The following is a 19,400-nucleotide window of genomic DNA, read 5'->3' as shown; positions in this document are numbered from 1 at the left end:
TTGCCGATGCAACCCGGGGCCGCCCGCGCTGTCCGGTCCGCTACCGGGCCGCCACCGGGGCCGGAGCTTCCGCTTCGGCCGGGGTGCTGGTGCGGATGAGGTGGTCGAACGCGCCGAGCGCCGCCGTCGCCCCGGTTCCGGCGGCGACGATGATCTGCTTGTACGGGGCCGTCGTGCAGTCGCCGGCGGCGAAGACGCCGGGGACGGACGTCCGCCCGTGATCGTCGACGACGATCTCGCCGCGCGGGGTGAGATCGACAGTGCCGGACAGCCACTCGGTGTTCGGGAGCAGGCCGATCTGCACGAACACGCCGTCCAGGTCGACGGTGTGCGACGTCCCGGCCGTGCGGTCCGTGTAGGCCAGGCCGGTGACCTTGCCGCCGTCGCCGAGCACCTCGGTCGTCTGGGTGCCGAGCAGGATGTCGACGTTGGGCAGGCTGCGCAGCTTGCGCTGCAGGACGTCGTCGGCGCGAAGCTGCGAGTCGAACTCGACGAGCGTGACGTGCGCGACGATCCCGGCGAGGTCGATCGCGGCCTCGACCCCGGAGTTGCCGCCGCCGATCACCGCGACCCGCTTGCCCTTGAAGAGGGGGCCGTCGCAGTGCGGGCAGTACGTGACACCCTTGTTCCGGTACTCGGTCTCACCGGGAACGTTCATCGACCGCCAGCGCGCTCCGGTGGACAGGATGACGGCGCGCGAGAGCAGCCGGGCACCGCTGGCGAGCTCGATCTCGACGAGACCCTGCTCGGTGACCGCCGGCGTCAGCTTCGTGGCGTTCTGCACGTTCATGATGTCGACGTCGTACTGGCGAACGTGGTTCTCCAGCTCGGCGGCGAACTTCGGGCCCTCGGTGTAGGGGACCGACGCGAAGTTCTCGATTCCCATCGTGTCGAGCGCCTGACCGCCGAACCGCTCGGCCACGACGCCGGTGCGAATTCCCTTGCGGGCAGCGTAGATCGCCGCGGTCGCGCCGGCGGGACCGCCGCCGACCACGAGCACGTCGAACGGGTCCTTCTCGGAGATCGCGGTCGCGGTGCGTTCCGCCGCTCCGACGTCGAGCTTGCCGACGATCTGTTCCAGGGTCATGCGTCCGGAGCCGAACGGCTCGCCGTTGAGGAACACCGTCGGAACCGCCATGACACCGCGGCCGTCGACCTCGTCCTGGAAGAGGGCGCCGTCGATCGCGATGTGCTTGATGCGCGGGTTGAGCACGGACATCGTGTTCAGCGCCTGCACGACGTCGGGGCAGTTCTGGCAGGACAGCGAGAAGTAGGTCTCGAAGTAGAGGTCGCCCTCGAGGTCGCGCACCTGCGCGAGCAGATCCGCGGACTCCTTCGACGGGTGCCCGCCGACCTGCAGCAGGGCGAGGACGAGGGACGTGAACTCGTGGCCGAGCGGGATGCCGGCGAACTGCACCTCGATGTCGGTGCCCACCCGGCGGATCGCGAAGGACGGCCGACGGGGGTCGTCGCCGGTGCGCGAGTGGGTGACCAGATCGGACAGGCCGGCGATCTGATCGAGCAGTTCGGCGAGTTCCGCGGACTTGGGGCGGTCGTCGAGGGAGGACACCAGCTCGATCGGCAGGGTCACCTTCTCGAGGAGCGACTTCAGTTGGTTGGCGAGCGGGGCTTCGAGCATGAGGATCTACTCCGTGAGTTGATTGAACCGAGAGTCGGAAGAACAGTGACCGGAAGGAACGGGAGTCGGCGAACTTCTCAGCTCGAGCCGAGGCGCGTGACATCGGTGCGCGGGTGGCACGGGGCGCAGGGCCCCGTGCCACCGGGCGCGGGAGGTGCGGCGACCTCAGATCTTGCCGACGAGCTCCAGCGACGGAGCGAGGGTCTCTTCGCCCTCTTCCCACTTCGCCGGGCAGACCTCGCCCGGGTGCGAGCGGACGTACTGGGCGGCCTTGACCTTGCGGACGAGCTCGGCGGCGTTGCGGCCGATGCCCTCGGCGGTGACCTCGGTGAACTGGATGACGCCGTCCGGGTCGACCAGGAAGGTGCCGCGGTCGGCCAGGCCCTGGTTCTCGCGGAGCACCTCGAAGTCGGTGCTGATCTGCAGGGTCGGGTCACCGATCATCGCGTACCGGATCTTCGCGATGGTGTCGGACGAGCCGTGCCACGCCTTGTGGGTGAAGTGCGTGTCGGTGGAGACGGAGAAGACCTCGACACCCAGGCTCTGCAGCTCGTCGTAGTGGTCGGCGAGGTCGCCGAGCTCGGTCGGGCAGACGAACGTGAAGTCGGCCGGGTAGAAGTAGAAGACCGCCCACTTGCCCTTGATGTCCTCGTCGGTGACGGTGACGAAGGCGCCGTCCTTGAACGCCTCCCCGGAGAAGGGCTTGATCTTCTTGTTGATCAGCGACATGTAGAGCCTCACTCATTGTCTGGGTTGCTGGTGTGTCCGAATTCGAACATAACGACGGTTGATTGATCGCACCAATCGATTGTTCTTCGAATCTGGATAGGATAGGGCTATAAGCGCTGAACCATTTCTGGAATCATGCCAATTTGCGATGTCGGTGTGAGCAACGCCATAGCCGCTCGACGCCTCTCGGCCGTCTCCTGTGACCGGTGCCACCGATGCGGGTAGGTTGTGTGTCACTGCAAGAACTACTAACCAGTAGGGGTGCGAAATGCCTGCTCCGTCCGTCGCGACCTTCGAAAGGCTCGGAAAGCTCGTCGCGATTCCCGACGCCGCGAACCGGCCCACTCGCCCGGTCGTCGAGGCCTTCACCGGACGGGAGCTGACGACCATCCCGGTCGGCACCGCCCAGGACGCGATCGACGCCGTCGAGCGCGCGCGCGTCGCCCAGCGCGAGTGGGCCCGGCGCACCCCGGCCGAGCGGGCCGAGATCTTCCACCGCTACCGCGACCTGGTGCTGTCCAACCGTGACGCGCTGCTCGACATGGCCCAGGCCGAGACCGGCAAGGCCCGCGCCTCCGCGCTCGAGGAGGTCCTCGACATCGCGATGACCTCCCGGTTCTACGCGAAGCTGGCGACGAAGGTCCTCCGGCCGAAGCGGGTGCAGGGGATGCTGCCGGGCCTGACGAAGACCGTCGTCCGCCACCACCCGAAGGGCGTCGTCGGCGTCATCTCGCCGTGGAACTACCCGATGACCCTCGCGGTGTCCGACGCGATCGCGGCACTGCTCGCCGGCAACGCCGTCGTGATCAAGCCGGACAGCCAGACCCCGTACTGCGCGCTGGCCTGCGTCGATCTCCTCTACCGCGCCGGTCTGCCGAAGGACCTGTTCGCGGTCGTCCCGGGTCCGGGCTCGGTGGTCGGCACCGCGATCGTCGAGAACACCGACTACCTGATGTTCACCGGTTCCACCGCGACCGGTCAGCTGCTCGCCGAACAGGCCGGTCGTCGGCTGATCGGCTTCTCCGCCGAACTCGGCGGCAAGAACCCGATGATCGTCACCAAGGGTGCGAACCTGCGTGAGGTCACCGACGCGGCCGTGCGCGCGTGCTTCTCGAACTCCGGTCAGCTGTGCATCTCGATCGAACGGATCTACGTCGAGCAGCCGATCGCGGCCGAGTTCACGCGCCGGTTCGGCGAGCGGGTCGCGAACATGACCCTCGCGCCCGGCTACGAGTTCGGCGTCGAGATGGGGTCGCTGGTGTCCGAGTCCCAGGTCAAGACCGTCTCGGGCCACGTCGACGACGCGGTTGCCAAGGGCGCGACCGTGGTCGCCGGCGGCAAGCCCCGGCCCGATCTCGGGCCGCTGTTCTACGAGCCGACCGTGCTCACCGGTGTCACCGACGAGATGGAGTGCGCCCGCAACGAGACGTTCGGGCCGCTGGTGTCGATCTACCCGGTCGCCGACGTGGAGGAGGCGATCGCGAAGGCCAACGACACCGAGTACGGCCTGAACGCCAGCGTCTGGGCCGGCAGCAAGGCCGAGGGTGAGGCCATCGCCGCCCGGGTGCGCGCCGGCACCGTCAACGTGGACGAGGGTTACGCACCCGCCTGGGGCAGCACCGCCGCGCCGATGGGCGGCATGGGCGTCTCCGGTGTCGGGCGACGGCACGGCGTCGACGGACTGCTCAAGTACACGGAGGCGCAGACCGTCGCCACCACCCGGGTGCTCAATCTCGGTGGGCCGCGCGGGCTGCCGCCGAAGATCTGGGCGAAGGTGCTCGCGCCGTTCATCAAGGCCCTGCAGTACGTGCCCGGGCGGTAGCGCCGTGGACACCGCGAGCATCGAGGTCGCCGCACCGCCGACCCGCGTCTGGGACCTGGTCACCGACATCGCCGGCTACCACCGCTTCAGCCCGGAGAACACCGGCGGGCGCTGGATCGGCGGGGAGCCGGTGACGGTCGGCGCGACCTTCACCGGCACCAACCGGCACGGTCCGGTGCGCTGGACGACCCACTGCACCGTCGTCGATGTCGTTCCCGGGCAACGGTTCTCGTTCCAGTCCGACGAACCGAAGGCGCGCTGGACGTACGAGCTCGAGCCGTGCGACGCGGGCACCCGGATCACCGAGACCCGGGAGATCTACGGGACACCCGCCTGGTACGTGCGCCTCGTGCAGCGGTCGACGGTCATCGGCCGGGACCGGGACGCGCTGATGCGGGCCGGGATGCGGGACACGCTCGAAGCGATGAAGGCACGTTTGGAACGCTGACCGCGGCCCTCGTCCGCGCTCCCGGGGCCCCGTGTCGGGCCCGCCTCACCTTCCTGAATGGCCCATCGATTCGGTGCAACCGGGTCGATGGGCCATTCGGGTGTCGGGGCGGGTCCATCGAAAGATTGATTTCGGGTCACGGTCCGCGATTCGCCGTGCCGGCAGCGGCGGTCGCTGGTGGGATCGGATGCGGGCCGTGTTCGCGGTCCGGGGCGGCGATGGGGAGGACAGCGATGGTTTCGGGCACCGACACCGAACCGCGGGCGGATCGACGGACCTGGATCGGGTTGGGGGTGCTCGCCGCCGGGCTGTCGATGATCGTCATCGACGGCACCATCGTCGGCGTCGCGCTGCCGGTGATCATCACCGACCTCGACCTGGATCTGACCGACGCGCAGTGGGTCAACAGTGTCTACTCGGTGGTGTTCGCGGCGCTGCTGCTGACCGCGGGCCGTCTCGGTGACCGGCTGGGCCGACGGGCGATGTTCATCGCCGGCGTGCTGGTGTTCATGCTGGGCAGCCTGCTGGCCGCGCTCGCCGGGAGCGCGACCGCACTGATCGCCGCGCGCGTCGTGCAGGGTGTCGGTGGCGCGTTCGTGCTGCCGACCACCCTGTCGAGCGTGAACGCCACGTTCCGCGGCCGGGACCGGGTGGTCGCGTTCGCGGTGTGGGGCGCGGTGATCTCGGGGATGGCGGCCGTCGGCCCGCTGCTCGGCGGCTGGCTGACCACCTCGTTCACCTGGCCGTGGATCTTCGTCGTCAACCTTCCGATCGGTGCCCTGGTGCTGGTGGGCGCGGTGCTCACGGTCCGCGAGACCCGCGCGACGATCACGGTGCCGGGCCTGGACGTCGACGGCCTGCTGCTCAGCGTCATCGGTTTCGGCGGGGTGATCTTCGCGCTCATCGAGGGGCAGAGCCTCGGCTGGTGGAAGCCGATCGCCGAGTTCAGCGTGTTCGGGTTCACGTGGCCGGCGGACGCCCCGGTGTCGGTGGTTCCGGTGGCCGCCGCGATCGGCGTGGTCGCGCTGGTGCTGTTCGTGCTGTGGGAGCGGCACCGGGCGGTCGGCAGTCACCGGTCGGCGATTCTCGACCTGAGCCTGTTCACGGTGCCGACGTTCAGTTGGGGGAACGTGACGGCGCTGGCCGTCGCGATCGGCGAGTTCGGCCTGCTGTTGGTGCTGCCGCTGTTCCTCGTCAACGCGCTCGGGCTGTCCACGATGGGTGCCGGCGTGGTGCTCGCGGCGATGGCGTTGGGGGCGTTCGCATCCGGGGCCGCGGCCCGGCACCTGGCCGCGGCGATCGGGCCGACGCGGGTGGTGATCCTCGGGCTGGCGCTCGAGGCGGTCGGGGTCGCGGTGGTCGCGGTGGTCGTCTCGTCGACCGTGTCGCCGTGGCTGCTGGCGGTGCTGCTCGCCGTCTACGGGGCGGGTCTGGGGTTGGCGTCCGCTCAGCTGACCGGCACGGTGCTGGCGGACATTCCCCGGGAGAAGTCCGGTGAGGGGTCGGCGACGCAGAGCACGGTCCGGCAGCTCGGTTCCGCCCTCGGGTCCGCGATCCTCGGCGCGGTGCTGTCGGTGTCGCTGGCGCACACGCTCACCGACCGGCTCGAGCCGGTGACGGCGGTGCCGGAGCCGGTGCAGGAACAGCTGGTGACCGCGACCCGCGACTCGGCGGGCGGCACGATCGCGGGACTGCGGGAGCAGGGCGACACCGGTCGGCTCGGTCCCGCGGGACCGGAGGTGACGACCGCGCTGGCCGAGGGATTCGGTGACGCCACTCGCATCTCCCTGTTCGCCGCGTCCGGATTCCTCGCGCTCGGGCTGGTGAGCGCGACGGCGCTGCACGTGCGAACCCGCAGGGAGCGCGACGCGGCGCCCGCCGGCGGTGCGTGACCCGAAAGACCCTGCGCCACCGGGGATTCCGGTGCCGCCCCGCGGCGGCCGTGCTCACGTCGCCGGGTGCACCGTGACCGTGACGTTCTTCATCAGGGGCTGGTCGCTCTGGGTGCTGTAGTCGCCGATGGCGCACAGGACGTTCATCTCGGGCATGTACCCGGCCGCGTTGCCGCGGGGGATGTCGTAGGGGATGGCGGTGTAACCGCGCAGGGAGCGGGTGCTGCCGTCGCGGGCGATGCTGGTGATCTCGACCAGGCCGAACTCGTCGATGCCCCGCTCGCGCATGTCGGCGGCGTTCATGAAGACCAGGGTGCGCAGGTTCTCGACGCCGCGGTAGCGGTCGTTGTCGGAGTAGATCGTGGTGTTCCACTGGTCGTGTGAGCGCATCGTGCCGAGCGTCAGCCGGCCGTCGGTGGGGACGACGTCGGGCAGTGCGGCAGTGGAGAACTCGGCGCGCCCGGAGGGGGTGCTGCGCCGAGCGTCGTGCACCGGACAGTCTGTTCCGTCGGCGGCGCACCGACGGGCCGCGAACCGGGGCTGGCGCGAACCGGCGTCACGCCACCCTGCTCGTGGTCCGCTCGTGTCGTGCCGCCCGGTCGGGGGGTGTGCCCGCGCTCCGGCCCGCGGACGACCAGCGCCACCGCGATGCCGGCGCCGACGCCGATCACGGTGTCGATTCCGCGGAACACGAGCAGCGCCAACGGTTCCGCGGGAGCCGCCAGATCGGTCATCACCATGATCAGTGGCGTGAAGAATCCGAGTGCGAGCGCGTAGTTCCGCGCTATGAACAGTTCCGTCGGGAACAGCAGGGCCATCACACACAGACCCAGCAGCGTCTCGGCGGGGTGCGGGAGGAGCAGCACCGCGGTGACGGCGAGGCCGGCGAACGTTCCCACGATGCGGTGGAGGCCCCGGTGGACGCGTCCGACCGGGTCGGCGGCGGCCAACGGCACGGCGGCCGCGGCCATCGCCCAGTTGGCGTGATCGACGCCCAGCAGCAGGCCCGCGACGCCGGCGATCGAGATGGCCGACGCGTAGCGCACGGCGTGGACCAGCGTGCACGTCGCCCCAGGGCGTGCGGCCGGCATCGACCGGGACGCGGAGCCGGGGTCCCGGATCTGCTCGACGACCGAGCCGGCGACGCTGATCAGCAGGCACAGCAGCGCCGTCGCCGCGCAGATCGACAACCCCACCCAGGCAGCGACCCGGTCGGCCGGGACCATGGCGACGGCGCCGAGCGCGAAGATGCCGAAGAACGGTCCCTCGGGTGTGAGACCGAGGTGATCGGTGACCAGGGACCCGACCGTCGCGAAGACGACCGTGGTGACCACCAGGACCCACAGACCGGCGTGCACGCCGGACAGCAGGACGCCCGTGCCCACGCCGGCGACCAGGATCGCGGCCGCCTGCGCCTGGTGGACGACGCGACGCCGGGGTGCTTCCGTTCGCCCGTACATGCCGGTGACGGCGCCGAAGACGGCGAAGACGATCAGGTCGGGACGCCCCCCGGCCACCAGTGCGGATCCGGGGACGGCCAGCCCGGCGGCGACCCGGAACGCGTGCACGTGGTCGTTCGCGGCGGGGCCGACGGAGGCGAGGCCACGGGCGTGGGCCCGGACACCGTGCATGGCGGTTCTCCGATCTCGCGGGCGGGCAGGGGCGTGGCCACCGGGTCGGGTGCCGGACGGATGATGAAACCGACTGCACGGCAACGCCAGTCACGTGGACGAGGAGCGTCGCCGACCGTCCGGGACCGGTGCGGGCCTACCGAAAAGGCTGCCGGACGCGGCGTCCGCGGGTCAAAGCGGAATTACCGACGAGGTGATCGGCCGCGCCTGTCACCCCCGACCCGAGCGGGTCCGCGCGTGGTCGAATGGGGCATGTTGTTCCGTCAGCTCGAGTACTTCGTCGCGCTCGCTCGGGAACGTCATTTCGCCCGCGCGGCGGCCGCCTGCCACGTGTCCCAGCCGGCACTGTCCGAGGCCATCCGCAAGCTCGAACACGAGCTGAAGGTCCCGCTGGTCCGGCGCGGTCGGAAGTTCGAGGGCCTCACCCCCGAAGGCGAGCGGCTCGTGCTGTGGGCGCGGCGCATTCTCGCCGACCACGACGCCCTCAAACAGGAGGTCGCGGCACTGCAGACCGGGCTCACCGGTGAGCTGCGGCTCGGAGTGGTCCCGGCCGCCGCGAGCACCGTCGCCCTGCTCACGGACCCCTTCTGTGCCGAGCACCCGCTGGTCCGGGTGCGGCTCGAGACGAGTCTGCGGTCGGCCGACATCGCCGACCGCATCCGCAGATTCGAGCTGGACGCGGGAATCGTCCACCCGGACCCGCAGCACACGGCCGGCCTCGAGGTCACCCCGCTGTACGAGGAACACCACGTGCTCGTGGTCGGCAGCGAGCTGCTCACCGGCCGGTCGGACACGATCAGCTGGACGGACGCGCTCGCGCTCCCGATGTGCCTGCTGACCACCGGGATGCGGGGCCGCCAGCTCGTCGACGACGCGTTGGCCACCCGGGATCTCGCGGTCGCCCCGCAGCTCGAGGCGGACTCCGTCGTGGCCCTGCTCGCCCACGTCGGCACCGGCCGGTGGGCGACGATCGTTCCGCAGACCTGGATGCGCACCCTGAGCCCGCCCGCAGGGGCGTGCGTGCTGCGGCTGGACAACCCGTCCGTCACCGCTCGCGTCGCACTCGTCACCGGCGCGGTCGAGCCCGGCTCGGTGCTGACCCGGGCCCTGGTGACGACGGCCCGCCGCGTCCGCATCGCCGACGCGGTCGGCGCCCCGCAGGCGGGGGCGGGACAGTGACGATCGGCGGACCCGTGCTCAGCCCGCGCTGCCGCCCCGGTCGTACTCGGCGACCACCCCCTTCGGCGCGGTCAGCCGCCACGCCTCCGCGACGAGTTCGGCCAGCTCGTCGGGGTCGACGAGGTCGAACACGACGTCGATCCAGCCCCAGCGTCCGAAGTACGGCGGAACCCGGAACACGTCGGGGTTCTCGTCGATCAGTGCGGCCTGATCGTCGCGGGTGGCCTTCAGGCACACCGTCGGCGCGGAGTGCCCGAGCAGCGCGAAGATCTTCCCGTGGACCCGAAACGTGGGTTGGTCTCCCCAGCTCGGGACGACCACCTCCTCGGCGTGCGGCAGAGCCAGCAGCATCGCGCGGACGTCCCGTCTGGTGGGCATGGTTCCTTTCTAGCGCAGACCGGTGCCGCCGGCTGTGAGACCGTGGGGTGGCGCACCGTGAAAGGGGACCGCCATGGACACCGCGAGCGTCCCGGTCGGGGACCTGACCGCCCACCTGGCCCGGCCCACCGGGAACGACCCGGACACCGGTGGTGCGATGCTGCTGCTGCCGATGATCACCGGCATCGACGCGCAGGTCCGCGAGTACGCCGCCGGCATCGCGGCGGCGGGGATGACGGCGCTGGTCTGGGACCCGTGGCACGGACCCAGCCTCGACGACACCCCCCGTGAGCGGCTCGGCGAGCTGATGGCGCAGCTCGACGACGCGGTGTGTCTGGCCGAGATGCAGGCGCTGCTCGGGTATCTGCGTTCCGACCTCGGATTCGAGCGGGTCGGGGTGATCGGCTGGTGCCTCGGAGGTCGGCTCGCCCTGCTGCTCGGCGCCCGGGACCCGCGGCTGGCGAACGTGATCGCGTACCACCCGTCGATCGTCGACCCGCCGGCACCGAACCACACCCTCGACGCGGTCGCCGCCGCGTCCGAGATCGCGGCTCCGGTGATGATCCTGCACGCCGGCGCCGACGTCGTGATGACGGGCGGCACACTCGCGCGGCTGCGCGGGCGTCTCGACTCGCGACCCGCCGGCGCGACGATCGTCCACACCTACCCGGGGGCCGAGCACGGATTCAGTTCCCGTGCCCGACAGGGCAATCCGGTCAACGCCGCGGCCTATGCGGCGTCGTGGCCGCAGGCGCTGGCGTTCGCGACGGCGACCGTGTCAGGGCGCTGAGAGACCGGTCGTCGCCAACGCGGCCGCGAGCCCGAACACCACGGCCAGCGCGACCACCTCCGCCACCGCGCGACGCAGCGAGGACTCCGCCGTCACCCGGTGCGCGGTCGCGGCGGGCACCCAGCCGCGCCGCCACCACCAGCCGAGGGCGACCAGCCCGGCCAGCGCCACCGCCTTCGCCAGCAGGATGCGGCTGTACCCGGTGTCGACGAGCGCGCCGATGCCGCCGAGTGCGACCGCGGCGTCGACGACTCCGGTCACCGTGAGCACCGCGACGCACTTCCAGGCCAGATCCGAGTAGCGGGGGAGCAGCGTCGCCCACGCGCCGCGTCCGCGCAGCAGCAGGGCCATCGCGACCAGCGGTCCCAGCCACAGTGCCGCGCCGAGGACGTGCGCCGCGACGAGGACCGAGCCCAGGACCTGCGTGGACATGTGCCCGGTGACCGGACGGGCGAGCAGCGCGACCGCGGCGACCGCGGCGAACGGCGTCACCGGCCACGCGGTCTCGGAGCGGCGGAACGCCGCCGCCGACACGATTGCGGTCCCCGCCGCGGCGAGGGTGGTCGCGGCGCCGAGCTGCCCGACGCTGATCCCGCCGACGAAGCGGGCCAGGGCGGTCGGTGTCAGGGGACCGGCCGCGACCTCGGATGCCGCCGCAACGAGCAGGGTGAACTCCGTCAGCGCCCAACAGCCGGCCGCCACCGCGATCGGCCGCCACAACGCCGACCGGGCGACGACCGGCCGGCGTTCGCCGTGCTGCAGCCGGTCGAGCACGCACAGCCCGAGCACCGTCGAACCGAGCAGGTCCGAGAGCACCCGGACCGTTGCGGCGGGGTCCGGCCCGTCCGGCGTCGCGAGCAGCCAGGCGAGCGCGACCCCGGCCAGCGCGGCCGGGACCACGAGAAGGAGGCGCCCCGCGCCCGTGCTCGGTGCCGGCGGCCGGGGCCACCACGACCGAGCACGGGCGGGGAAGCCGCCCATCAGGTGCGCGGCCTGCGCAGCGCGAACGTCAGCGCGGCGCCGAACACCACGACACCGGCCCCGATGAACGCCCAGAGCAGCCAGCTCTGGTCGGAGTTGTCGTCGGTTCCGGTCGCGGCCGGTCCGCCTGCCTTCGCGCCGGGGGTGCCCGTTCCCTCGGTGGTGAGGGTGAACCTGCTGGTGCCGCTCACCGGGTGCCCGTCCGCCGAGGTGACGCGGTAGGCGATCGTGTACTCGCCGACCGGCCCGAGCGCGCCGACCGGGACGCTGACTGTCGGCCCGGTGACCGTGGGGTCGCCCTTCGACCACAGGTTCCCGTCCGGCCCGACCACGGTGAGCGACGCGAAGCTCTCCTGCAGCGGTTCGTTGAACGTGACGCTGACCTGATCGGGGCCGGTCGCGATCGACGCCCCCGCCTCCGGGCTGGTGGCGATCACCGCGGAGTGTGCGCCCGCGACACCGATCCCGGTCAGCGCGGCGAGCGCGGTCAGCACCGCGACCGCCAGGACGCGCAGCACGGCCGGCGCGGGGATGCGGGTCCGGGCGGTCACGAGCGCCGGCTCCGGATCGTGGCCCCCAGACCGAGCGCCGCACCGAGCGCGCCGAGGACCAGGCCGATGCCGCCGAGCCAGCGGGCGGTCGTGTCGGTGGCGTCGGCCTCGGTGGAGGAGCTGCCGCCGTGCGCGTCCCCGGATTCCGAGGCCTCCGCCAGCGTCACGCTCGGGGCCGGGTGTTCGGGTTCGGACCCGTCCGCCGCCGGCTGCTGGTCCCAGGCGACGACCTGGCCGTCGCTGTAGGTCTGCGCGGCCGGGAAGGACACCGAATCCTGTTCCGGCAGCGGACCGGCCGACAGCAGGAACTGCTCGAACTGGCCGGGACCGACGGACACACCCGGGTCCGCGGTCCAGGTGACGGCGGTCGCCACACCGGACGCCGGGTCCTTCGTGACCTGGGCGGTCCAGCCCGGCATCGGTTCGGTGCGCGCGGACTTCAGGTTCGGCAGCGTGACCGTCAGCTTGGTGGTGCCCGCGGTCTCGGACTCGGTGGGCACCCGGAAGGTCAGCACGGTGTACCCACCCTGCGCGGCGCCGGGGGCGGCGACACTGACGTGCGCGGACGCGACACCTCCGCCGCACAGGAGCAGACCGGCGGTCGCGGTCGCGACCAGCGCGACGCGGGGAGAACGCATGTTCATTTGTTGACTTTCTCTCGACGAGGTTGGGGGACGAGCGGCTACGCGTACGCGGCCGGCGGTCCCCGCCTCGAGAGGATGTGGTCGAGCACTCGGCGCCGGTGCGGGTCCGGGGCCGAGGTGAACGGGAGCGCCGCCGTCGCCGTCACGACCGGGGACGGTGCGTGCAGCACGACCCGCAGGGCCCGGGTGACCGGGCCGTACAGCTTCTCCGCGGCGAGGATCAGGGCCGCGCACACCGCGGTCGCGGCGGCGTGGGAGGCCAGCATCGACAGCCCGCGGGTCCCGACCTCCGCGTGCTGGTGGGGCAGGGTGGTCGACAACGCGAAATGGCCGACGACCTGGCCGGCGATCAGCGTGCTCACCAGCGCGGCGCGGCTGCCGCGCGGCGAGACGGCGAGCCCGCCGGCGAGCGCACCGACCCCGCCGCAGCACAGCACCAGCAGCGTCAGCGCCGCCGATGTCGGGTAGCCGCCCCCGCCGATCCCGTGCCCGGCGACCGCGAGCGCCGCCGTCAGCGCACCGACCGCTCCGCCACGCAGGGTGGCGGTGTCGCGGGTGCGGCGCGGCGTCACGTCGGGTCGGGTCGGGTCGGTCAGTGCACGCCGAGGCGCGCGAGCAGGTCGGCCTCGACGCCGTCGAGTTCGGCGGAGATCGCGTGATGGGCGGACCGGCGACGCTGGATCGGCATCTGCTCGGCAGCGTGCACCGCGGTGTCGAGCTCGGCGAGCCGACCACGGATCGCGGACGTGAACTGCGCGGTCTCGGCGTCGGGGAACTGCTTCGCGATCTGGTCGGCGGAACGTTCGGCGCCGGCGATCCGGGCGCTGAGCCGGGCGCCGTGCCCGGTGTAGGAGCCGAGCTCCTCCGGGGCGACGCCGAGTCGGTGGGCCCGCTGCTGGTCGAGCTGGGCACGCATCAGCACGGTGCCGCGGTACACGAGCGGGGCCAGCACCGGCGTCAGCAGCCGGGCGATGCCGAGATAGCGCCGGATCTGGGAGACGCTGAAAGCGGACCGGTTGGCGGCCTTCTCCTGCGCCTTCAGGGTCGCGAGCTGCGCCTTCTCGACCTTTTTCGCCGACTTCGCCTCGGCGCGCAGCTTCCTGCGTTCGTTGCGGGCGCCGTGTTTGACCTCGAGCTTCGCCTTGTGCTTGAGGGCCTTGGCTTCGGCGCGGCGGGTCGCGCGCGTCTTGCGTTTCCTGAACAAACCCATGCGGGTGGCCCCTCCATCTGGTGCTCGAGCGCCGGAACACTGCCGGGTACAGGGTATCCGCCGGGGGCGCCGGCCTCCGAGGGTGGCGTCGTCCGGACGTACTGCGTGCACGGGGTGTCGGACCGGCGGACCATAATCTGTTCCATCGTGACTTCCTCAGGCCCGCGGGACACGAGCCCGCCCGACGACGCCGCTGCGCCCCCGAACCCGGCGCAGCGGCGACCGGTGCTCCTCGACCCGCGGGCGCTGACCGGGTGCCGGCACCGCGTCCACCTCGACACCGCCTACCCGGAGGCCGTCGCCGACGTCCCCGAGGACATCGGGGTGCAGCAGCGCCGCGAGGCGGCGCGGGCGTTCCGGGAGTCGATGCGGGAGCGGCTGATGTCCGGATCCGCGCGCACCCGCAGCTGGATCATCATCGACCCGACGACGCGGGCGAGCGAACGGGCCGGCGCCACGCTGCGGGCATGTGCGGACGGCGTCGACCGGATCTGGGGTGCGGTGCTGCCGCTCGAGTACGACACCGGACGCCGCGGGCGGGCCGAACTGCTGGTGCGTGACCGCGAACGCGGCGGCTACATCCCGGTGATCGTCGTCAACCACAAGGTCACCGACCCCGGTTCCGGCGCGGTCACCTCCGGCCTGGACGACTGGGCGCCCGAGGTCGACGAGACGAGGAAGGTCCGCGCCCAGCAGCGCGACCAGTTCCGGCTCGCGCAGATCCACCGGATGCTCGAACACAACGGCCACGCCAGCCCCGCCGGGGTAGGCGGCGTCATCGGGTACGGCGGCGACTGCATCCTCGTCCACGACCTGTCGGCGGTGTTGGACCAGTACGACGAGCGGTTCGCCGACCGGATCGCCGTCGCCCGCGGCGAGCTGGCGACGGCGCCGTCACAGGTCGGCGAGTGCCGCTCCTGCCCGTGGTGGCCGGACTGCAAGGCGAGCCTGACCGAGAGCCGGGACGTCAGCCTGGTCGCGACCGGGTCCCGGGCCGAGGTGCTGCGCGGGATGGGGGTGCGTACCATCGACGCCCTCGCGGCGTGGGACGGCCCGCCACCCGAGGAGTGGCCGGGCAACGGTTTCGACGACGTGGTGGTTCTCGCCCGGGCCTGGCTGTCCGGGATCCCGCTGGTGCGGCGCACCGCGGAGGTGACGGTCACCCGCGCCGACGTCGAGGTCGACGTCGACATGGAGAGCTACCAGGAACACGGCGCCTATCTGTGGGGCACCCTCCTCACCGAGAACGGGGTCACCCAGCCGTACCGGCCGTTCGTCACCTGGGATCCGCTGCCCACGGTCGACGAGGCGCGGTCGTTCGCCGAGTTCTGGGGATGGCTCACCGGCACCCTCGAACGAACCCTGGCCCGAGGCAAAACCTTTGCGGCCTACTGCTATTCGCGTTCGGCCGAGGACAAGTGGCTGCTGGAGTCCGCGACCCGCTTCGCGGGGCTGCCGGGGATCCCGGCGGTCGCGGAGGTGCGGGCGTTCGTCGACGGCCCCCACTGGGTGGACGTCTACCAGGCGGTCAGCGACCAGTTCATCTGCCCGAACGGCAAGGGGCTCAAGAAGATCGCCCCGGTCGCCGGGTTCCACTGGCGGGACTCGGAGGCCGGTGGCGAGGCGTCGATGAGCTGGTACCGGGATGCCGTCGGCTACGACGGCGAACCCGACGCCGCCCAGCGTGAGCGCCTGCTGGTCTACAACGAGGACGACGTGCAGGCGACGAAGGTGTTGCGCGAGTGGATGACCGACCGCGCCGCCGCGGAGGTTCCGCTCGCGTCGGAGCTCTGACACGCGGAATCCGGTCGGGGAAGGGAGGGCGGCGTGACCACCCGGACCTCGACGTCGTTGCGTTTCGCGGCGTTGCTGACCGCCGCGAGCGGGTTCCTCGACGCCTACACCTACGTCAGCCGCGACGGGGTGTTCGCGAACGCCCAGACCGGCAACGTCATCCTGCTCGGCATCGATCTCTCGGATCGGCACTGGCACGGTGCCCTGGCGCACGTGTGGCCGATCCTCGCGTTCGTGGTCGGGGTCGCGTTCGCCAACCTGCTCGAGAGCACGCGCGCGGAACACGTGGTGGCCCACCCGATCCGGCTCGCGGTCGCCGCGCAGGTCGTCGTGCTGGTGGCCGTCGGGTTCGTGCCGGTCAGCGTGCCGGACGCCGTCGTCACGGTGCCGATCGCGTTCGTGGCCGCGATGCAGATCGGCCTCTTCCGCACGGTGGGCACCCTGTCCTACATCGCGATCGCGACGACCGGAAACCTGATGCGGTTCACCGAAGCCGCGTACGCGGGGCTGGTCGACCGGGACCGCGACGCGCGTCGCGCGGCCGCGGTCTACGCCGCGATCATCGCGAGCTTCGCGGGCGGGGCGGTGCTGGGCGCGGTGTGCACCAGGGCATTCGGCGGGCCCGCCGCCTGGATTCCGGCAGGCCTGCTCGGCGCCGCGCTGGTGCTGTTCTACCTCGACGAGCGGTGAGGGCGCGGCCGCTACGGGACCAGGAAGGCGCCGAAGCCGGGGTTGACGGTCACGAGCGGTGGGTCGCCCCCGGGCGGGGCGGTGACGGTGGCGACCACGGGGCCGCTGCCGGTGCTCACCTCGGTGACCGTGTGATCGCAGGGCGACGCACCGCGCCCGAGGTAGCGGGACGCGGCGTCGACCCGAGTGTCCCCCGATGCGCCCGTGGCGAGGTTGCGCCAGTGGATCCAGGTGGCGTCGCAGTCGTACGACAGGGTCTGTTGCAGCACGTCGAAGGTCACGGTGCCCGCGGCCGGTCCCGGTGTCACGGTCGGCGTCACGGTCACCGGCAGCGGTAGGCCGCACATGAGCAGGAAGAAGCAGTTGGACAGGTAGGTCAGCGGGACCTGGAACGCGGTGGTGACCGGTGCCGCGGTCGACGATGCCGCCGCCGACGGTGCCGCGGCCGCCGACGTGCCGGCGGCCACGCTGAGGGCGAGCGCGGTCGCGACCGCGGCGACGGTACGGGCGATGCGGGACTCGGACATGCGCTGCGCCTCCCCCGGGATACGGCTGATGCGCTCTGCCCTTCGGGATCCTAGCCGTCGGGCGCCGCCGCCGGGGTCGATCGGACCCCGGTCGCCCGGGGCCCGATCGACTCGCTGCGGGTCGTTACCGCGGCGCCATGCGCAGGGCGCCGTCCATGCGGATGGTCTCGCCGTTGAGGTAGTCGTGCTCGACGATCATCTGCGCGAGCTGCGCGTACTCGGCGGGCTGGCCGAGGCGGGACGGGAACGGGACACCCGCCTCGAGTCCCTTGCGGTACTCGTCGGTGACGCCGGCGAGCATCGGGGTGTCGATGATGCCGGGGGCGATCGTGTTGACGCGGATGCCGACCTGGGCGAGGTCGCGCGCGGCCGGGATCGTCATGCCGGCGACGCCGCCCTTCGACGCCGAGTACGCGATCTGTCCGATCTGGCCCTCGAACGCCGCCACCGAGGCGGTGTTGATGACGACGCCGCGCTGACCGGAGTCGTCGACGGTGTCGGTCTTGGCGATCGCGTCGGCGGCCAGGCGCATCACGTTGAACGTGCCGAGCAGGTTGACGGTGATGACCGTGCGGAAGAGTTCGAGGTCGTGCGGGCCGTTCTTCGACAGGATGCGGCCCGCCCAGCCGACGCCCGCACAGTTGACGACGGTGCGCAGCGGGACACCCGAGGCGACGATCTGGTCGACCGCGGCCTGCACCTCGTCGGCGCTGGTCACGTCGGTGGGGATGAGCGTGACGCCGGCCGGGACGTTGTCGCCTGCCCGCTCGATGGACTGGGACAGGTCCAGCCCGAAGACGGTCGCCCCCGCGTCCGCGAAACGCTTCGCGGTGGCGGCGCCGAGGCCGGAGGCCGCTCCGGTGACCAGTGCCGCGGTTCCCTGGATTTCCACTGTTCGATCCCCTTCGTTGTGGGCGTTTACTAGGTCGTCCTAGTAGTTTAGTGAACGATAGCGCGGTCGGACGATTCTGGTTAACCGTAGTTCACCGAATTTCGATCGGCGACGGCATTGACCGCCGTGTGAAGTTCCGTTTAACGCTGTGACCTGCGGAAAGTGATCATCGAATTCCGCGGGCGATGCATCGCTTTCGTCCCTATTCTGTCCCCGTCGATGCGGGGGCGGCCGACAGGAGCGTGCCCGTTCACCCATGAACGAAGGAGTGTGCATGTCTCGAACCCCGATGCGCCGCGGCGCGTCCGCCCTGGTCGCCGCGGCGCTGCTCGGCGGCGCTGTCGGGCTGGGCGGGGGTACGGCGTCCGCCGCGGAGTCCTCGTCCGATGCGGTGGGTTCTGCCGAGTTTGTCGTCAACTTCGCCCTGCTGGGCTTGCTCAGCGGCTCCGTTGGCGCGGGCTCCATCGACGGGGCCGATGTCTGGGCTGGCTGTGGGAACTGCCCTCCCCCGGACACCCCGATCGGATCGATCGCATGGGACGACTGGCTTCACGGCCGCCCTCCGGGTACCTCCATGCCGCCCCCCGAGAACATCGGATAGCGAGGCCGGGCTTGCCGGTCCTCGCCTCAGTGCCTGCGGTGACGCGCCTGTAGCCCGCGGTACCGCGGGCCTGGCGGAATGCCCCGGCATGGGCCGGGAGTCAGGCGCAGTCGATGCACCGCCGCGCTGCCGGGAGCACCTCCAGTCGCTCCGCGCTGATCGGGCGGCCGCACTTCTCGCACATCCCGTAGGTGCCGGCGTCGAGGCGGCGCTCGGCCTCGACGAGTTCGTCGAGGTCGCGGCGCGCCTCAGCGAGCAGCGACGCCGTCTGGGCGCGTTCGAAGGCGACGGTCGCGCCCTCCGGGTCGTGCTCGTCGTCGGCGGTGGTCAGGTGGGATCCCTCGATGATCTCGTCGAGCCGTGTGGTGAGGAAGTCGATGCGGTGCGCGGCCTCGGCCCGTTCGGCGGCGATGCGCTGACGCGGCGAGGCGGTGCCCGATTCCGGAAGCGTCATGTCTCGTTCAACGTGAAACCATGCGGATCCGATACCCGCAGGTCCGATTTTGTCCGGGGGGGGGTCATTCGACGGCCCGGAAGTCGGTCAGGTCGTAGTGCAGGGTGGGGGTGCGCATGACCTTGTGGGTCGCCCGCACGAACACCCGCTGCAGAACAGGGAACCGGTGGTCGATCGCTCTCGCGGCGGCATCGGCCTCGACTCCCGACAGCAGCCGTGCGGTGGCCTCGACCGGCTCCGGGCCGGTCGGCTTGCCCGACCACGTACACGGCCGGAGTCGCACGCCGGGGAAGTTGCGCAGGCGCTTGTTCTTCGACGCACGGCCCGGCGTGCGGAAGTAGGTGTGAGTGCCCGCGACCGCGATGTTCACCGGGGTGTCCACCCAGGTGCCGTCGCGTTTGCGGGTCTGCAGCAACACCACCTTCGCTGCGGCGACGGCGTCCGGGGGTGGGTGCTCGGTCATGTCCGACCCTCCTGTGGGTGACGACGTGACTCCTCCAGTGTCCTCCCGATGTCGCCGCGACGAGGGCCGAACGCCACTCGCCGCG

At 71.6% G+C, this 19,400-nt stretch carries 21 protein-coding genes and 1 pseudogene; 8 read left to right on the top strand and 14 right to left on the bottom strand.

Annotated features, from left to right (window positions below; translation table 11 throughout):
- Positions 1-40 precede the first annotated feature (40 nt).
- Positions 41-1,639 (bottom strand): alkyl hydroperoxide reductase subunit F, encoded by a 1,599-nt coding sequence (gene ahpF / locus ABD951_RS19400; RefSeq protein WP_345348702.1) that lies wholly within the window; start codon positions 1,637-1,639, stop codon positions 41-43.
- Positions 1,640-1,804: 165 nt separating this feature from the next.
- Complete coding sequence (gene ahpC, locus ABD951_RS19395; RefSeq protein ID WP_345348699.1) at positions 1,805-2,368, bottom strand: alkyl hydroperoxide reductase subunit C; 564 nt, start codon at positions 2,366-2,368, stop codon at positions 1,805-1,807.
- Positions 2,369-2,636: 268 nt separating this feature from the next.
- On the opposite strand from ahpC, the gene ABD951_RS19390 reads away from it, so the two are divergent.
- The 3 genes from ABD951_RS19390 (at position 2,637) to ABD951_RS19380 (ending at position 6,530) form a co-directional block, all read left to right on the top strand.
- On the top strand, positions 2,637-4,190 hold the full coding sequence (locus ABD951_RS19390; RefSeq protein ID WP_345348696.1) for a succinic semialdehyde dehydrogenase: 1,554 nt from the start codon (positions 2,637-2,639) through the stop codon (positions 4,188-4,190).
- Positions 4,191-4,194: 4 nt separating this feature from the next.
- A complete protein-coding gene (locus ABD951_RS19385) occupies positions 4,195-4,638 on the top strand; it encodes an SRPBCC family protein (protein ID WP_345348692.1) in 444 nt (147 codons plus the stop codon).
- A 233-nt stretch (positions 4,639-4,871) separates the two neighbouring features.
- Positions 4,872-6,530, top strand: coding sequence for an MFS transporter (locus ABD951_RS19380; RefSeq protein WP_345348689.1), 1,659 nt, complete (start codon positions 4,872-4,874; stop codon positions 6,528-6,530).
- Positions 6,531-6,584: 54 nt separating this feature from the next.
- Here the strand turns inward: ABD951_RS19380 and ABD951_RS19375 are convergent.
- Together ABD951_RS19375 and ABD951_RS19370 are read right to left on the bottom strand one after the other, a co-directional pair.
- Positions 6,585-7,001 (bottom strand): annotated as a pseudogene (locus ABD951_RS19375) (molybdopterin dinucleotide binding domain-containing protein); the annotation flags it as partial.
- Complete coding sequence (locus tag ABD951_RS19370) at positions 6,932-8,161, bottom strand: FUSC family protein (RefSeq protein WP_345348686.1); 1,230 nt, start codon at positions 8,159-8,161, stop codon at positions 6,932-6,934. The pseudogene ABD951_RS19375 and the gene ABD951_RS19370, both read right to left, overlap by 70 nt.
- A gap of 252 nt (positions 8,162-8,413) precedes the next feature.
- Between ABD951_RS19370 and ABD951_RS19365 the strand changes: the two genes are divergently transcribed.
- A complete protein-coding gene (locus ABD951_RS19365; protein ID WP_345348683.1) occupies positions 8,414-9,340 on the top strand; it encodes a LysR family transcriptional regulator in 927 nt (308 codons plus the stop codon).
- Between the two features lie 18 nt (positions 9,341-9,358).
- On the opposite strand, the gene ABD951_RS19360 is transcribed toward ABD951_RS19365, so the two are convergent.
- A complete protein-coding gene (locus ABD951_RS19360) occupies positions 9,359-9,718 on the bottom strand; it encodes an MmcQ/YjbR family DNA-binding protein (protein WP_345348680.1) in 360 nt (119 codons plus the stop codon).
- Between the two features lie 73 nt (positions 9,719-9,791).
- Between ABD951_RS19360 and ABD951_RS19355 the strand changes: the two genes are divergently transcribed.
- Entirely contained in the window at positions 9,792-10,508 is a 717-nt protein-coding gene (locus ABD951_RS19355; RefSeq protein ID WP_345348677.1) for a dienelactone hydrolase family protein, read from the top strand.
- Here the strand turns inward: ABD951_RS19355 and ABD951_RS19350 are convergent.
- Genes ABD951_RS19350 through ABD951_RS19330 form a run of 5 tightly spaced genes read right to left on the bottom strand, consistent with a single transcriptional unit; the run spans position 10,497 to position 13,894 of the window.
- Positions 10,497-11,489, bottom strand: a complete 993-nt coding sequence (locus ABD951_RS19350; protein WP_425569891.1) for a CopD family protein — start codon at positions 11,487-11,489, stop codon at positions 10,497-10,499. The two genes, ABD951_RS19355 and ABD951_RS19350, sit on opposite strands and share 12 nt — an antisense overlap.
- A complete protein-coding gene (locus ABD951_RS19345; protein ID WP_345349027.1) occupies positions 11,489-12,004 on the bottom strand; it encodes a copper resistance CopC family protein in 516 nt (171 codons plus the stop codon). The genes ABD951_RS19350 and ABD951_RS19345 overlap by 1 nt, the downstream gene beginning before the upstream one ends.
- Before the next feature lie 32 nt (positions 12,005-12,036).
- On the bottom strand, positions 12,037-12,684 hold the full coding sequence (locus ABD951_RS19340; RefSeq protein WP_345348671.1) for a YcnI family copper-binding membrane protein: 648 nt from the start codon (positions 12,682-12,684) through the stop codon (positions 12,037-12,039).
- 38 nt (positions 12,685-12,722) lie between these two features.
- A complete protein-coding gene (locus ABD951_RS19335; protein WP_345348668.1) occupies positions 12,723-13,256 on the bottom strand; it encodes a hypothetical protein in 534 nt (177 codons plus the stop codon).
- 20 nt (positions 13,257-13,276) lie between these two features.
- Positions 13,277-13,894, bottom strand: a complete 618-nt coding sequence (locus ABD951_RS19330; protein WP_345348665.1) for a DUF6474 family protein — start codon at positions 13,892-13,894, stop codon at positions 13,277-13,279.
- Positions 13,895-14,119: 225 nt separating this feature from the next.
- Between ABD951_RS19330 and ABD951_RS19325 the strand changes: the two genes are divergently transcribed.
- On the top strand, positions 14,120-15,688 hold the full coding sequence (locus ABD951_RS19325; RefSeq protein WP_345349024.1) for a TM0106 family RecB-like putative nuclease: 1,569 nt from the start codon (positions 14,120-14,122) through the stop codon (positions 15,686-15,688).
- A gap of 33 nt (positions 15,689-15,721) precedes the next feature.
- Entirely contained in the window at positions 15,722-16,378 is a 657-nt protein-coding gene (locus ABD951_RS19320; protein WP_345348662.1) for a YoaK family protein, read from the top strand.
- An 11-nt stretch (positions 16,379-16,389) separates the two neighbouring features.
- Here ABD951_RS19320 and ABD951_RS19315 read toward each other — a convergent pair whose 3' ends face one another.
- Both ABD951_RS19315 and ABD951_RS19310 read right to left on the bottom strand, forming a co-directional pair.
- Complete coding sequence (locus ABD951_RS19315; protein WP_345348659.1) at positions 16,390-16,905, bottom strand: hypothetical protein; 516 nt, start codon at positions 16,903-16,905, stop codon at positions 16,390-16,392.
- A gap of 124 nt (positions 16,906-17,029) precedes the next feature.
- Positions 17,030-17,797 (bottom strand): SDR family NAD(P)-dependent oxidoreductase, encoded by a 768-nt coding sequence (locus ABD951_RS19310; protein WP_345348656.1) that lies wholly within the window; start codon positions 17,795-17,797, stop codon positions 17,030-17,032.
- Between the two features lie 274 nt (positions 17,798-18,071).
- Here ABD951_RS19310 and ABD951_RS19305 point away from each other — a divergent pair, with 274 nt between their 5' ends.
- Positions 18,072-18,398, top strand: coding sequence for a hypothetical protein (locus tag ABD951_RS19305; protein WP_345348653.1), 327 nt, complete (start codon positions 18,072-18,074; stop codon positions 18,396-18,398).
- 100 nt (positions 18,399-18,498) lie between these two features.
- Here the strand turns inward: ABD951_RS19305 and ABD951_RS19300 are convergent, their stop codons facing one another.
- Together ABD951_RS19300 and ABD951_RS19295 are read right to left on the bottom strand one after the other, a co-directional pair.
- Positions 18,499-18,852: a TraR/DksA family transcriptional regulator gene (locus tag ABD951_RS19300; protein WP_345348650.1), complete on the bottom strand. Its 354-nt coding sequence runs from the start codon at positions 18,850-18,852 to the stop codon at positions 18,499-18,501.
- Between the two features lie 64 nt (positions 18,853-18,916).
- Positions 18,917-19,315: a PPOX class F420-dependent oxidoreductase gene (locus ABD951_RS19295; protein WP_345348647.1), complete on the bottom strand. Its 399-nt coding sequence runs from the start codon at positions 19,313-19,315 to the stop codon at positions 18,917-18,919.
- Between the last annotated feature and the right edge of the window lie 85 nt (positions 19,316-19,400).

The sequence above is a fragment of the Rhodococcus olei genome, assembly GCF_039540555.1.
Classification (GTDB): domain Bacteria; phylum Actinomycetota; class Actinomycetes; order Mycobacteriales; family Mycobacteriaceae; genus Rhodococcus_G; species Rhodococcus_G olei.
This window is presented reverse-complemented; position numbering and strand designations above follow the sequence as displayed.

Excerpts from the sequence above, each read along its gene's own strand:
- ahpF (WP_345348702.1), bottom strand. The coding sequence starts at position 1,639 with ATGCTCGAAGCCCCGCTCGCCAACCAACTGAAGTCGCTCCTCGAGAAG.
- ahpC (WP_345348699.1), bottom strand. The coding sequence starts at position 2,368 with ATGTCGCTGATCAACAAGAAGATCAAGCCCTTCTCCGGGGAGGCGTTC.
- ABD951_RS19390 (WP_345348696.1), top strand. The coding sequence starts at position 2,637 with ATGCCTGCTCCGTCCGTCGCGACCTTCGAAAGGCTCGGAAAGCTCGTC.
- ABD951_RS19380 (WP_345348689.1), top strand. The coding sequence starts at position 4,872 with ATGGTTTCGGGCACCGACACCGAACCGCGGGCGGATCGACGGACCTGG.
- ABD951_RS19370 (WP_345348686.1), bottom strand. The coding sequence starts at position 8,161 with ATGCACGGTGTCCGGGCCCACGCCCGTGGCCTCGCCTCCGTCGGCCCC.
- ABD951_RS19365 (WP_345348683.1), top strand. The coding sequence starts at position 8,414 with ATGTTGTTCCGTCAGCTCGAGTACTTCGTCGCGCTCGCTCGGGAACGT.
- ABD951_RS19360 (WP_345348680.1), bottom strand. The coding sequence starts at position 9,718 with ATGCCCACCAGACGGGACGTCCGCGCGATGCTGCTGGCTCTGCCGCAC.
- ABD951_RS19355 (WP_345348677.1), top strand. The coding sequence starts at position 9,792 with ATGGACACCGCGAGCGTCCCGGTCGGGGACCTGACCGCCCACCTGGCC.
- ABD951_RS19350 (WP_425569891.1), bottom strand. The coding sequence starts at position 11,489 with ATGGGCGGCTTCCCCGCCCGTGCTCGGTCGTGGTGGCCCCGGCCGCCG.
- ABD951_RS19340 (WP_345348671.1), bottom strand. The coding sequence starts at position 12,684 with ATGAACATGCGTTCTCCCCGCGTCGCGCTGGTCGCGACCGCGACCGCC.
- ABD951_RS19330 (WP_345348665.1), bottom strand. The coding sequence starts at position 13,894 with ATGGGTTTGTTCAGGAAACGCAAGACGCGCGCGACCCGCCGCGCCGAA.
- ABD951_RS19315 (WP_345348659.1), bottom strand. The coding sequence starts at position 16,905 with ATGTCCGAGTCCCGCATCGCCCGTACCGTCGCCGCGGTCGCGACCGCG.
- ABD951_RS19305 (WP_345348653.1), top strand. The coding sequence starts at position 18,072 with ATGTCTCGAACCCCGATGCGCCGCGGCGCGTCCGCCCTGGTCGCCGCG.
- ABD951_RS19300 (WP_345348650.1), bottom strand. The coding sequence starts at position 18,852 with ATGACGCTTCCGGAATCGGGCACCGCCTCGCCGCGTCAGCGCATCGCC.
- ABD951_RS19295 (WP_345348647.1), bottom strand. The coding sequence starts at position 19,315 with ATGACCGAGCACCCACCCCCGGACGCCGTCGCCGCAGCGAAGGTGGTG.